Raw genomic sequence first — 13,715 nt, forward strand, 5'->3', positions numbered from 1 at the left:
ACGGATTTATTGAGAAATTCGTTGATTTTATCGATATCATAATTGGTTTTAATTTCCCCAAAAGAATTTACCTTAATATTTAAGCCTTCAAGTTCTTTTGAAACTTTTGGTTTTGTACCATCAACATCGGTTTTTTTCTTTCTAGGCATATCGTTAATTATTTATGAATTCACCTTTTCGTTTAATGTAATCAAAGCAAATTCCATTCTTTTAATTGCTTCTTTTTTCCCAATCACTTCAATTAAAATCATTAAGTCTGGCCCTGCAGCTACACCTGTTAATGCCAAGCGTAAGGCTTGCATAATTTTACCAATTTTAATGTCTGCTTTTTCCAAGACTTCATGCAATACATGTTTTACGTGCTCTGCAGTATATTCGCCTTCATAAATAGCTAAGGCCTCTTTGTACGCACTAATAATAGTTACAGAATCTGCATTCCATTTTGCATCAGCTACTTTATCATCAAATTTCTTAGGCGATTCAAAGAAAAATTTCCCTTCAATCCAAAAATCTTCCGCAAAGGTCAAACGTTCTTTTAACATTTGTGCAATCATTGGAAGTTTTGCAGCATCATACGTAGCATGGTGTTTTTCTACTTCTACTTTTAACAATTCTGTTAATGTTGCATCTGGTAACTTTCGCATGTATTGCTGATTGTACCATTTTGCCTTATTGATATCAAATTTCGTTCCTGACTTACCAATACGCTCAACCGTGAAAGCTGCAATCAATTCATCCATTGTAAACAACTCTTCTTGTGTTCCTGGATTCCAGCCTAAGAATGCTAAGAAGTTTGTTGTAGCTTCTTGCAAATATCCTTGTTGTTTAAAACCCATCCAGGTGTCACCACTTGCAGGATCCTTCCAATCTAAAGGAAATATAGGAAAACCACCAGCATCTGCATCGCGTTTACTCAATTTACCATTGCCATCTGGCTTTAGCAATAAAGGTAAGTGTGCAAATTGTGGCATGGTACTTTCCCAACCTAAGAAACGATACAACAAGACGTGTAAGGGAGCAGACGGCAACCATTCTTCCCCACGTATTACGTGCGAAATTTCCATTAAATGATCGTCTACAATATTTGCCAAATGGTAGGTAGGCATACCATCTGACTTTAATAATACTTTATCATCAATCGTTGAAGAGTGCACTACTACCCAACCACGAATCATATCATTCAAACGTATCTCTTCTTTACGCGGCACTTTCAAACGAATTACATATTCATCTCCTGCATCTAAACGTCTTTTAACTTCATCTTCTGGCAACGTCAATGAATTACTCATTTGCATACGCGTAACCATATTGTATGATGGAGAAGCAACTTTAGCCGCTTTTAAGCGTTCTTTCATCGCTTCTAATTCTTCTGAGGAATCAAACGCATAATAGGCATTGCCTTCTGCTATTAGTTTGTCCGCGTATTCGCGATACATTGGTTTGCGTTCCGATTGACGGTAAGGCGCATGTGGACCACCCACTCCAGCTCCTTCGTCAATTACAATTCCAACCCATGCCAATGCTTCTTGTATGTATGCTTCTGCACCTGGCACAAAACGATTCTGATCTGTATCTTCAATACGCAACAACATTTTGCCACCCATTTTACGGGCAAACAAATAATTATACAAAGCAGTACGAACACCGCCAATATGCAAAGGCCCCGTTGGTGATGGAGCAAAACGAACACGAACCATTTTATTTTCTGACATGGATTTTTATTTAAAATAAATTCCAAAAAACAAAACACAAATTCCAAACAGTATACTTTGGGATTTGGGTTTTGTTTTTTGGGTTTTGTTATTTAACAGCTATACAGCTTATTTCAACATTTACATCTCTAGGCAAACGAGCAACTTCAACCGTTTCGCGGGCTGGTTTTGTTTCGCCAACATACACTCCATATACTTCGTTGATTGCAGCGAAATTATTTAGGTCTTTTACAAAGATGGAACACTTTACAATATCTGAAAAACTGTAGCCTGCTTCTAGTAGTATTGCTCCAATATTTTTCATCACGCGATGTGTTTCATTCTGAATTGAATCTGTAACTAAATTTCCAGATTCTGGATCGAATGCCACCTGTCCTGAAACATAAAGTGTGGTTCCTGATAATATTGCTTGACTATATGGACCAATAGGAGCAGGAGCATTTGTTGTATGAATAATTTTTTTAATCATAAGAGGCATGTATGAATCACAAAAATACGAAAAAGTACCGAAAAATAGGTCATTAAAACAACAGATTGAATGTACATGTACGGTAAAGCCGTATTTTACAAGGTATTTATTGACTTTATGGGTAAATAGTAGTTTATGGCAGTTATTAGAAAGCTTTATATAAACACGCCTAAACTGGTATTGATAAATTCATTTATTCTCCATAACTTCTATTGAATTGATTCTATCTGAATCTTTTAATTTATAATCCATATTTCAGTGAAATTAGCTTTATGTTATTGCCTAACATTCGTTTTAATGATACAATTATCTTTAATAACGAGCGCTCAAATAATGAAGGACCCAAGAATGGATGCCGACACCATAGCTAAAAAGCGTGAAAACCACATTTTTAGTGCTCGAGATAAAGTAACTATTTTCGTTTTTGCAAACCGGTATATTAATGGCTTACTATTCACCAATCCTGGAAAAAACACCTATTATTTTCCTATTGCTCCCTTAAACATTGGATTGGGCTTTAGCCATAAATGGTTGGCAGTTAATATAGCTATTATGTCACCTAAAATCGGCAAAAAAAATTATACTGGTGATGGAAATAAATACAACAACTTTAATTTTCAAATTTTGGCTTATACTCCTAGATATGGCTTAGATGCTGTATACAGTCAAAACATAGGTTACTTTTTAGGAAATTACAAGGGCTATGTCGATTTGAAAGGTGCGCCAAATCAAACGCCGTATTTTGACATGAAAACGAATCGATTAACTGTAAATTTATTACGCGTTTTTAATCCCATAAAATATTCTATGAATGCTACCATGATTGGAGGTGAACGCCAAAAGAAAAGTGCTTCATCCTTGGTCTTAAATACTACATTTTCATATAATTCATTTAATATGAGTGACTCCATTCCGAATTATGTGCTGTCGCAAATGAATCAAAATGCAATCTATAAAGGAGGTGCATTTTACAGCATTGGTTTATTACCTGGCTATGGATTTACATGGATTATAAAAAAGAATTTTTACATCGGACTTATTCCTGCATTTGGGCCAAGTTTTCAATATAAAGTGATGAATTTCGAAGGATATAGAGAAGAACGATTTGCCGTATCCTATAGGTTATTAGCAAAAGCAGGAATGGGCTTTCATGCAAAAAGATGGACAGCAGGATTAACCATATTGTTTGATAGTGAAAAATACCATGTAGCTGAGAATACAAATATTATTAATAATAACGGAAGAATAACACTTCGTTTAGGCTATAAAATCAATGTGCCCAAATGGGGTAAAGGCATTTCTAAAAAAATGACAAAGGCTCAAAACAGAGTTGAAAATACTGTGAATCAATTATTGTAAAATAGAGATCATTTTATCCATTTTTAAAAAAAAAAACGACACATAATAAAATATGTTGCCAAATACTACTTCCTTCTTGAATAAAAAAATTATAGCCTACAGATATGTAGTTTCAAAATTATTATAATGTAGTTCTATAAAAACATCATCTAGATTCAGCTAATAAGTCGAATCCAGATGACGTTACATAATTTTTTAAAAACTATCAAAAAAACAATTGCATAAATGATTAATCCTACTTTGTCATGTTATTAAAGGATTAATAGTATGGAATTTAAAGCTTCTGATTCTATAATAAGTTGTAGTAGATGATAAACAATCAGCCGTTGATGTTTCTAAAATAAATAACTATGAGATATGACTCCAGTAGGAGTCACATATTTATAGAACAAAAATAAAGAACTACCATACGCGCCATCCCTGCGGGATGGCGCGTATAATTCAGGGATGAGTGGGTCTACTATAAACATGCGACTCCTACCAGAGTCGGTGGTTAACGGGTAATTATACAAATTGATATATATAAGACCTAATTAATAAAAAAACAGAATTGATATTATTTTTTTATCAATTATAAATTATATGAAGTCCGAAATGTAAACTTAACAAAGTAGGATTAAATGATTACAAAATTTAAGACAATGAACACATTATTCTTATTTAAAGTGCCACATAATCCAAATAATTGAGAATTACATCCACTTTACCTTCCATTGTTCCATCATTTGTTGTACCCCCATAACTAATATTCTTAGCCGTATAATCAAATGTTAAATGATTGGTAGCAAAATCAAATTTAAAATTTGTAATTATGGGTTGACTAAAACATTGAAATTTATAAAGCTTATTATTAATAATTGTATTCAATCTAAATATAAAATCAAATGCTGTAGGAGTAGTTTTTACAACTTTGCTTACTCCTTCTCCTGGAATATCAAAATAGATGATGTTATTTGGGTCTGGTATATCAGTTCTGATTAAATTAATACGGTATGAAAAATTTGGAGCATTGGTGATTGTATCATACTTTATATAGTTGTAATTTATTGATTTATTATACTCATAACTAAATGGTGCTTTCTGCTCCTTATTATTTTCATCGGTAAACGTTACCGTTCCAGAAATAACTCCTTGTTTTGTATATTGGGTTTCCCCTGTTGGACCTGGTGCACCATCTCTTGCGTTCTTTTTACAAGAGAATGTAATTGCTGCAAGTGCAATTAAAATTAAATTGAATGATTTCATATATTTTATTTTTTTCAAAATTACAATAGTTTCAAAACAATTCGGAATCAAGTTTCTGCCACAATACAGTAGCATGATTCCGTAAATATTTTTTAAAATCAATTTAACTGCTATACAACATCGTAAAATCAATTTTAAAAATATTTTATTCTATATAGACTATAATTAATTCAGGTTGTTATATGGAGAATAATTAACTATAACATCTACTTTACCTATAACTGTTCCAGATTTGTTTACCCCACAATCAACATTTGTTAATGTAAAATCATATGTTAGCTGATTCGTTGCAAAATTAAATTTCATATTTGTTATGATTGCACTAGTTTCCTTATAATAAAAACTATATAACTTTTTATTAATGTTTGCAAGCAAATAGAAATTAACGTTGGAACCCGATGGTATAGCGCCAACTGTTTTATTTGCCCCAGTTCCATTAATAGAAAATTTTATACTACTACCAGAATCTTTCAAATCCTCTCTAAATACGTTTAATTTATATGTAAAACTTGGAGCATTGGTGGTTGTGTCATACCATATTTGGCTATTTGATAAAGACTCGTAATATTGATAATTAAAGGTTGTCGTTTGCGGCTTATTATCTTCATCTGTAAAAGTAACTGTTCCATAAACATAGCCTTGTTTAGGATATGCATCTATACCTGCAGGACCTGGTGCACCCTCTTTTGCTTTTTTACAAGAGACTGTTATTGTAACGAGAGCTATTAAAATTAAATAAAATGATTTCATAATTTATTTGGTTTAAGATGAAAATAGAGGATAAACTTACAATAAAAAAATCGATTTCTAATAACAAAGATAGAATTGTTCTTGAGAATCTGAATGATTTAAAAAAAGACAATAATGTTATTCTCCAAATACATCTTCATGATTTAATATCATTCAGTTTAATTTAATGGCACTTTTGTGTTATATTTATACATTTTGACCATAGCCCAGTGTATCAAATAATAATAAATAAACTAATTATTCATATGAATACAGATATAACTTAACCACTATTAGGTATTTTTTTACCCTATAAAATGGTACATTATTACATTTTAATAGGTATGCGCTATTGACATGAAAATTGTGCGTTTCATTGGGATGTATTACCTGTACCAGAAAGATTCTTTTTTTTATGGACTCTTTACTGCATAAACTTTATTTCTTGCACTCGTAGGCTATTCGACGAAAATACATTCTTAGTGAGACAGATTATTAAACATTAAATAATGTTTGATTGAAAGCATAATCGTTCACTCTATTACATAAATAATTTCTTTAAGATACAGGTCGACACATTGATATACAATAATTAAAATACATATCGTAAACTATTTACACATTAATATGGAGTATTGAATCTCAATAAAATAACATTTCCTATCTTTGTCCGTTACAGAATATAAAAGGAAACTTCCATTTTGGAATGACTGATGAATATTATTAAGAGAGGGTGAAATCATGATCGGGCTAACATCTAAAGTAGATAATAACAATGTTTCGGATAAAAATCCGAACGTAATGCCAGACGAGCAAAATGAAGAGCGTTATTTCTTAGAGGGACCAAAATCTCGCTGGAAGGAATTTAAATTCTTGATTCACATTATATGGGACTTCTTGGTAGGTTTTAGAATACTACATTTTGCGGGTCCATGTGTTACCGTATTTGGATCTGCTCGTTTCAAAGAAGATCATCCATTTTACAAAAAATCATTTGAAGTTGGCAAGTCCGTTGCTGGACTAGGCTTTACGGTTATGACTGGTGGTGGTCCCGGTGTTATGGAAGCTGCGAATAAAGGTGCCAAAAGTGGTGGTGGCAAATCAGTAGGTTGCAACATCATACTTCCAATGGAACAATATGCAAACCCATGGTTAGATCTAAGTGTAAACATCAAGTACTTTTTTGTACGTAAAGTGTTATTGTGCAAATACTCCTACGCATTTGTTTGTATGCCAGGTGGAATGGGCACCTTAGATGAATTCTTTGAAGCGGTAACACTGGTTCAAACGAATAAAATAAAACGTTTTCCAATTGTACTCTTTGGTAAAGAATATCACAAACATTTGTATAAGCATATCCAATACATGGCAGATGCAGGAACGATCTCTCCAAAAGATTTAGAATTATTCCTATTTACGGATGATATTGAAGAAATGGAACTACATCTAATAAAATATGCTGTCGATGGTTTCGGATTGAAAAAAGTAAAGAAGATGAAACGTTGGGCAATTTTTGGCGAATAACATTCCCCTATAGAAAAAAACCAATAGAACGATTTGCAAAACAAGTCGTTCTATTTTTTTAATACTTGGAGGTAGATGTCATATAATTTTAAATAACGTCTCCTATATATGTAGATACAATTTTTAACACTTCAGATTCCAACTCTACGGTTGGCCACAATTCAACAATTTGTGGAAGTAACATAATTTCATTTAATATAGTTGCGTGCAACACTCCTACTTCTTTGGCTTCAGAATAAGGTGCGTCTGAAAATGACACCAATGTATATTGTGGAATAAATGCATCTTTTAATGTATGGTGTAAATATTTTTCAATCTTCTTCCGAATATGAAAACTCGCATCGGCAACATCATCACGCATTTCAACAAAATTTTGTAGAGCTAAATCTGAAATTGCATCACAGTTTACTTTCCGTTTTATAAAAAAGACTTCAAAAATTTCTTCCCAAGTTGAATACGACTTTTTATCTTTTAAGATTTCAGATAATATTCTACAATCCTCAAAGCCAGCATTCATACCTTGTCCATAAAAAGGCACCAATGCATGTGCAGCATCTCCAATTAAAAGCGTATGGTCATTATACCAATCATCGGTATGAATGGTAGATAATCTCGAAGTTGGGTGCGCATTAAATTGTGAAACTAAATCCGGAATCAATTGAAGTGCATCCTCAAAATACGTTTTGAAAAATAAAAGGATTTCCTCGGAAGTTTTAAGGTTTTCAAATGATTGCTCCCCTTGCATAGATAAGAATAAGGTCGCCGTATAACTTCCATTCGTATTCGGAAGTGCAATCAGCATAAACCGTTCTCTAGGCCATATATGTAAGGCTTCCTTGAGAATTATGCTTGCACCTTCCTTCGGATATATTTCTAATTCTTTATATCCATAATCTAAGGCGTCAATTTTTGCATCTTTATTTAAGACACCTAATAGATTTTTACGAATAACAGAAAATGCACCATCCGCACCAATCATAATTTCTGCTTGTTCGGTAGCTATTGAATCGCCTTGTAGATTTTTAAAGATCCATTTTTTTTCTGTTTGTTTGTATTCAACACAGGTGTGAGAAAATAAAAATTGAACACCCAATTCCTCTGCCTTTGCAATCAAAAGAATATTTAATGCGCCTCGACTTATTGAATTTATATGCTGTGTAGCTTCTCCATAGGCTTGAAAAACAACAGATCCCAATACATCATGAATAGCCCTTCCATACATAGGGACTGCTAATTTTAATGCTTCAATATCTAAATCTGTACACGCATCTTTTAATGCGTGCAAGCCTCTGTGACTAATGGCTAAATTAATCGATCTGCCTGCGTCTTCCGAGTTCGTACGAGGATCCTTGCGCTTTTCAAAAACGCGAACAGTATATCCTTGTTCTACCAAAAAAATAGCCAATAAACTACCAACCAAGCCTGCACCACAAATTGTTATTTGTTCTTTCATCCTCTTAAACTATGACAGCATGTTTCGATAATTCTAATACTAGATTATAGACCTCTTCAAAGGAATTATATAAAGGTACAGGTGCAAATCGAATTACATCGGGTTCCCTCCAATCTACTATATATCCCTGCTTCATAAGTATGTCAAACAATTCCTTTCCCTTTTGTTTATGGATACGAATGGAAACCATGCTGCCATGTGCATTTGTATTGGTACTTGTAATTAGTTGAAATTGAAATGAACTTTTATGATCATTTCTACATAATGATTCTAATAAAAAAACCATGTAATCAAATAGTAGATTTCTTTTTTTAGAAATTTGATTCCAACCGGCTTCCATAAAGATTTCTAAAGAAGCTTTTAAACCTACCATATTCATGATTGGAGCATTGCTTACTTGAAAACCTGCTGCACCAGAAATAGGTTTGAAATTGCCTTCTAAATTAAATCTAGAATTTTGATCATGACCCCACCAGCCTGCCATTCGAGGAGTACTTTTATCATGTCCATGCTTTTGATGAATAAATGCCCCGCCTACAGCACCGGGACCAGCATTCAAATATTTATAACTACACCAAACAGCAAAATCAACTTTCCAATCATGCAATTGCAAGGATATATTACCTATAGCATGAGCCAAATCAAAACCCACAAAAGCCCCAGCGCGATGGGCAGCTTGTGTAATGTGAGGCATATCAAATGCTTGTCCGCTATAATAATTAACGCCGTTAAAAAACACCAAGGCAACACTATCTTTGTGTTTTTCAATAGATGCACAAATTTCTTCGGTACTTAAAGCAAATTTATTTTTTGCAGGTTTTAATTCAATAATTACCTTTTTAGGATCGTAACCATAGAGCTTCACCAGACTTTCTAATGCAAACCGATCGGAAGGAAAATTCCATGCTTCTGTTATAATTTTTATCTTTTTCCCTGAAGGTCTATAAAATGAAGCCAACATGAAATGTAAATTTGCTGTTAAGCTATTCATCGCGACGACCTCATCCGGATATGCGCCGGTTAAAATCGATAAGGGTTTGGCAAATGCTTGGTGGTATGTCAACCAAGCATTTTTTGCTTTCCAATGTCCTTCTACTGCCCATGTAGCCCAATCTTCTAACTCCGACTGCATGTATGCTTGAGTCGTTTTGGGCTGCAGGCCTAAAGAGTGTCCACAAAAGTAGGTTGTTTTATTTCCTATTTTAGGCAACAAGAATTTTTTTCGAAACGAAGCCAAAATATCTTCTCGATCCAACTGTTTGGCAAATGCTCTTGTAATAAGAAATTTTGTTTGCACGTTTTAATAACAATTTATAATGTAACAGGCGCTTTCATTACTGTACCACATTTAGAACAGGTGCATAAGTCCGGTGATTGGTAAAATGTATTCATTACAATTGGAAGTTGTTTTACAATGTCTTTTACCATAACAAACTCTTCATACAATTTGTTATGACACGTTTCACAATACCAACTAAAGCCATCAAGTTCTTCTTGTGAACGATAGCGCTCAATAACCAAACCGATCGTATTTGCACCTCTTTGAGGAGAGTGTGGTGTGCGAGGTGGCAATAAAAATATTTCACCCTCATTGATTGCTATATCAACGATTTTCCCCTCTTCAATAATTTTTAAAACGATATTTCCTTCAACTTGATAGAAGAACTCTTCTCCTTCATTGTAATGAAAATCTTTCCGAGCATTTGGCCCACCAACAACCATTACAATAAAATCTTTATTGCCAACATAAATCTGTTTGTTGCCAACGGGTGGTTTTAAAAGATGTCTGTTTTCTTCAATCCAGCCTTTGAAATTAAATGGTCTTAACATACGAATGTGAATTTTACTTATAATTTTTTATTCCTTAATCCTTCAAGAAAAATTTCATACATGATTGATCAGCTTCTTGAAAGGTTTTACAGATTATTAATGCATTAACGCTCTTTTGAAAATACCCAAAATCTATTGTTTCATACAATTTAAGGATTATAACAATCCCAATTGGAGAATTTACAACCCTAAAGAACGTTAATTTTAAATATAGACACCACAAATGATGGATAATTCGTTACTAAGGAGTAATTTTAATAAAAAATTGCTTGTTGCAATTAACTAGTTGAAACAACATTCTTCATTATGTATAAAAATATCCGAATCCATATACTGATCCTCTTAATTGCAACCGTTCTTTTTTCTTGCAAAAAAGGTGGCGATAATATTGGAGCAACAATTATTACCGTTGATAAAGGAGCGGCACTTTTTGATTACCAAACAAGTTTCAAAGATACGCTTTATGTAACCCGAGATAAATTAACGGCATATTTTAGAGTTTCTGCCAACACCCAAAATTTGAATGTTGAAATGAAACGCTTATATATTTTCAAACGCAATTTAGACAACCCATCAACTCCTGCTGTATATACTAGCGTAGAAGGAGTGAATAATAACAAAGATGCACACGATAATTATTATTATAAAATACCGTCTGCATCTTCCTATAATAGCAGCAGCGATATATCCGTATACTTGCGCGCGTATGATAAAACTGCCATAGAAGAAGAATACTTTTTTGTATACACGACTGATGCCGATTATACCGACCCCTCAAGTACGGATGGAATCGTTATTGGACCCATTCAATTTTATGTAAAATATGGTAAACTGGTAGAATATAAAGGCCTAAAACTTTATAATCATGCCTACAACGACTCTATTTACTTTTCGAATTATGATGTGGTAAATTTAGGCTTTCTATATCAGATAGCTGCTGATGCAGATGTTGATATTTCAGAGAAGACTGCTAACACGCAATTATTCTTAGGTAAATTTAAAGCACGAAATAACACTACTTTTGTAAAAGCTCCGGCAAATTTTCCCTATTCAAATGCCACGGATACAGAAGTTGCAAAATTCTATTCTGAAGGAACTCCCTTTAGTGAAACACCCGATTCAATTAAAATCGGTGAAGTATACTTAATGAAAATTCGTGATGCGCAATATCAATATGCTGCCATGAAAATATTGTACATCGTTCCTGAAAATGGAAAAGTAGGCCTTGGGTACAATAGTGAATACTTTCTTTTCAATTTAAAGAAATAACGAATGCATCTAATTTTTAATATATTGAAAAAAGTCTGTTCACATATAGCAATCATCGGTATTTTAGCATTTTTTGTTTCTTGTAAAAACAAGGGGGATGGAATAATACCTATATATCCGGAAAGTAGTATTGCTTTAAATGAAACTAGTAAAGCAACTAGTTTGGATAGCATCTATGTTACAAGAGCAAAATTAACTGCAACGGTACAAGTGAGCGCTTTGTCTAAAGGCTCAACAGAGATGAAAAGAATTTATGTCTTCAAAAAATCTACTACAACTTTAAAAACGGGAGATTATGAAACATATCCAGATGCTAGTTTCAAAAAAGATGGACATAATAAGTATTATTATGCTATACCTGCCGATCAAAAAAATAATGCCGTATTAAATTTGTTTTTAAATTTAACGACTGGTAAAGTTAAAGCCGATACGGCTGTTGTAGATGACTATTATTTTGCTTTTACCGACGATCGGGATTTTGACACTCCATCAAATCCAGCGGGCATGCTAGTAGGTCCTGCAGAAATACGGATTGTATATGGTGCGCTCACAGAAACGACAGGATACAGAATCAATAATGCGAAAAGTACTAAACCCAGTTCATTTGATCTAACTACATTGACCAATAAAACTTTATTAAATGTAGACAGCTTAAAAGATATGAAGGTTAATGTGGTAGGACCTGATTCTCTATGGGAAAAAAGCTTCATAGGCGGCAGTTCTAAGACATTGTATGCTAAAATACCATCAAGTTTTAATTATACCTATGCAACAGATCTCGATATTAAAAAGACATACTTTGAAGCAACTAATAAAACTGCAATTCAAGCCAACGTTGCAACAGGAGATATGTTTATAGCTAGAATCAGGAATAAAGAAACGTATGCCTTAATTAAAGTAACATATATTTCTGATCCAGGTTCAGGTACGAATACTGAATACATGGAGTTCTCTGTTAAAAAATAAAGAAGCCTACCAATCTCCAATGCTTCATTTAGTTGTTTATTTTATTGAAACTGCTCATAAAAATTAAAAAATGAAATATTTAATTTTTAATTTAAAAAAAAAGATGTAACTTCATATAGTATTTGAGGATACACTAAATTTACTTAAAACAAATTATTTAAAAAATTTATGAAAAAAATATTTTCAACAGCAACAATAATTGCATTGAGCGCTTTAACAATTTTTTCTTCTTGTAAAAAAAAGGATGATGAATCTACAGTAACTCCAATTTATCCAGAAAGTACAGTTGCACTGAATGAAGTTACTGGAAAAACGTCTGGAAGAGATAGTTTATTTGTTAAGAGAGATAAAACTTCTGCTATAATTCAAGTAAGTGCAACGTCAAAGACTACTACTGACATGAAGAGAATTTATGTTTTCAAAAAATCCACTTTTACTACAGCAGCTGGAGCCTATGAAACATATAAAGATGCTAGTTTCAAAAAAGATGGTAATGACAATTATTACTATGATATTCCTACGAACGAACGAAACAATACTGTCTTAAGTCTAGTAGTTAATTTAAATGCGAATAATACATCAATAATTTCTGATGAATATTATTTCTCATTTACAGATGGTACCAATTTTGATTTCCCTACAAGTACTTCTGGCTCATTGGTAGGTCCTGCACAAATATTTATAGTGTATGGTATGCTTAACGAAACTATTGGTTATAGACTTAATAATATTCAAGGACCAAATTCTGGATCTTTTGATTTAGTAACATTAATGAACAAATCTGCTACTGATGCTGCAACTGGAAAAGATTTAAGCGATATGGATGCAAATACTGCTACATGGGACAAAAGTTTCAGTGCTGGTACTTCAGGAACATTGTATGCTCGAATCTCAGGCAGCTTTGATTATAAAAATGCAACTGATATAACTATTAAAAATGCATATGATGATGCCCTGCTTCCTTCTGGAACTCAAACAAACGTTGCTACAGGTAATATTTATGTTGCAAAACTTAGAGGTTTAGAGAAATATGCTTTAATTAAAGTAACTTTTATTTCTGACGAAAATGGTCAAACAGGAGCAGGCAATAACCTTGAATACATGGAGTTTTCTGTAAAGAAATAATCAAACTCATTATAATACTTTAAGGCTCTCTTAT

General features: G+C 33.0%; 12 protein-coding genes. 5 read left to right on the forward strand and 7 right to left on the reverse strand.

The features are described 5' to 3' along the window. Positions 1 to 161: 161 nt before the first annotated feature. Both gltX and Q0543_RS12845 read right to left on the reverse strand, forming a co-directional pair. Complete coding sequence (gltX, locus tag Q0543_RS12840; protein ID WP_299253711.1) at positions 162 to 1,712, reverse strand: glutamate--tRNA ligase; 1,551 nt, start codon at positions 1,710 to 1,712, stop codon at positions 162 to 164. Positions 1,713 to 1,800: 88 nt separating this feature from the next. Beyond that, positions 1,801 to 2,181, reverse strand: a complete 381-nt coding sequence (locus tag Q0543_RS12845; RefSeq protein ID WP_299253714.1) for a RidA family protein — start codon at positions 2,179 to 2,181, stop codon at positions 1,801 to 1,803. Positions 2,182 to 2,478: 297 nt separating this feature from the next. Here Q0543_RS12845 and Q0543_RS12850 point away from each other — a divergent pair, with 297 nt between their 5' ends. Further along, positions 2,479 to 3,540, forward strand: a complete 1,062-nt coding sequence (locus tag Q0543_RS12850) for a DUF4421 domain-containing protein (protein WP_299253717.1) — start codon at positions 2,479 to 2,481, stop codon at positions 3,538 to 3,540. Positions 3,541 to 4,200: 660 nt separating this feature from the next. Here Q0543_RS12850 and Q0543_RS12855 read toward each other — a convergent pair. Next, positions 4,201 to 4,785: a hypothetical protein gene (locus Q0543_RS12855; protein ID WP_299253720.1), complete on the reverse strand. Its 585-nt coding sequence runs from the start codon at positions 4,783 to 4,785 to the stop codon at positions 4,201 to 4,203. 165 nt (positions 4,786 to 4,950) lie between these two features. Then, positions 4,951 to 5,535: a hypothetical protein gene (locus tag Q0543_RS12860; RefSeq protein ID WP_299253723.1), complete on the reverse strand. Its 585-nt coding sequence runs from the start codon at positions 5,533 to 5,535 to the stop codon at positions 4,951 to 4,953. A gap of 720 nt (positions 5,536 to 6,255) precedes the next feature. On the opposite strand from Q0543_RS12860, the gene Q0543_RS12865 reads away from it, so the two are divergent. Continuing rightward, a complete protein-coding gene (locus Q0543_RS12865) occupies positions 6,256 to 7,038 on the forward strand; it encodes a TIGR00730 family Rossman fold protein (protein ID WP_299253726.1) in 783 nt (260 codons plus the stop codon). 88 nt (positions 7,039 to 7,126) lie between these two features. Here Q0543_RS12865 and Q0543_RS12870 read toward each other — a convergent pair whose 3' ends face one another. The 3 genes from Q0543_RS12870 to Q0543_RS12880 are packed head-to-tail and all read right to left on the reverse strand — an operon-like array spanning position 7,127 to position 10,321. Next, entirely contained in the window at positions 7,127 to 8,491 is a 1,365-nt protein-coding gene (locus Q0543_RS12870; RefSeq protein WP_299253729.1) for an NAD(P)/FAD-dependent oxidoreductase, read from the reverse strand. Between the two features lie 4 nt (positions 8,492 to 8,495). Then, positions 8,496 to 9,788, reverse strand: a complete 1,293-nt coding sequence (gene kynU / locus Q0543_RS12875) for a kynureninase (protein ID WP_299253731.1) — start codon at positions 9,786 to 9,788, stop codon at positions 8,496 to 8,498. A gap of 14 nt (positions 9,789 to 9,802) precedes the next feature. Further along, positions 9,803 to 10,321, reverse strand: a complete 519-nt coding sequence (locus tag Q0543_RS12880) for a 3-hydroxyanthranilate 3,4-dioxygenase (RefSeq protein ID WP_299253734.1) — start codon at positions 10,319 to 10,321, stop codon at positions 9,803 to 9,805. Positions 10,322 to 10,627: 306 nt separating this feature from the next. On the opposite strand from Q0543_RS12880, the gene Q0543_RS12885 reads away from it, so the two are divergent. The 3 genes from Q0543_RS12885 to Q0543_RS12895 all read left to right on the forward strand — a co-directional run bounded on the left by Q0543_RS12885 (position 10,628) and on the right by Q0543_RS12895 (position 13,681). Then, entirely contained in the window at positions 10,628 to 11,590 is a 963-nt protein-coding gene (locus tag Q0543_RS12885) for a hypothetical protein (RefSeq protein ID WP_299253737.1), read from the forward strand. Between the two features lie 3 nt (positions 11,591 to 11,593). After that, positions 11,594 to 12,556 (forward strand): hypothetical protein, encoded by a 963-nt coding sequence (locus Q0543_RS12890; RefSeq protein WP_299253740.1) that lies wholly within the window; start codon positions 11,594 to 11,596, stop codon positions 12,554 to 12,556. A gap of 168 nt (positions 12,557 to 12,724) precedes the next feature. Continuing rightward, entirely contained in the window at positions 12,725 to 13,681 is a 957-nt protein-coding gene (locus Q0543_RS12895) for a hypothetical protein (RefSeq protein ID WP_299253743.1), read from the forward strand. Positions 13,682 to 13,715: the final 34 nt, after the last annotated feature.

This window comes from uncultured Cytophaga sp., assembly GCF_937863595.1.
GTDB lineage: Bacteria > Bacteroidota > Bacteroidia > Cytophagales > Cytophagaceae > Cytophaga.

Bases quoted from the DNA above. Each gene is read 5' to 3' on its own strand.
- gltX (WP_299253711.1), bottom strand. From the start codon at position 1,712: ATGTCAGAAAATAAAATGGTTCGTGTTCGTTTTGCTCCATCACCAACG.
- Q0543_RS12845 (WP_299253714.1), bottom strand. From the start codon at position 2,181: ATGATTAAAAAAATTATTCATACAACAAATGCTCCTGCTCCTATTGGT.
- Q0543_RS12850 (WP_299253717.1), top strand. From the start codon at position 2,479: ATGATACAATTATCTTTAATAACGAGCGCTCAAATAATGAAGGACCCA.
- Q0543_RS12855 (WP_299253720.1), bottom strand. From the start codon at position 4,785: ATGAAATCATTCAATTTAATTTTAATTGCACTTGCAGCAATTACATTC.
- Q0543_RS12860 (WP_299253723.1), bottom strand. From the start codon at position 5,535: ATGAAATCATTTTATTTAATTTTAATAGCTCTCGTTACAATAACAGTC.
- Q0543_RS12865 (WP_299253726.1), top strand. From the start codon at position 6,256: ATGATCGGGCTAACATCTAAAGTAGATAATAACAATGTTTCGGATAAA.
- Q0543_RS12870 (WP_299253729.1), bottom strand. From the start codon at position 8,491: ATGAAAGAACAAATAACAATTTGTGGTGCAGGCTTGGTTGGTAGTTTA.
- Q0543_RS12880 (WP_299253734.1), bottom strand. From the start codon at position 10,321: ATGTTAAGACCATTTAATTTCAAAGGCTGGATTGAAGAAAACAGACAT.
- Q0543_RS12885 (WP_299253737.1), top strand. From the start codon at position 10,628: ATGTATAAAAATATCCGAATCCATATACTGATCCTCTTAATTGCAACC.
- Q0543_RS12890 (WP_299253740.1), top strand. From the start codon at position 11,594: ATGCATCTAATTTTTAATATATTGAAAAAAGTCTGTTCACATATAGCA.
- Q0543_RS12895 (WP_299253743.1), top strand. From the start codon at position 12,725: ATGAAAAAAATATTTTCAACAGCAACAATAATTGCATTGAGCGCTTTA.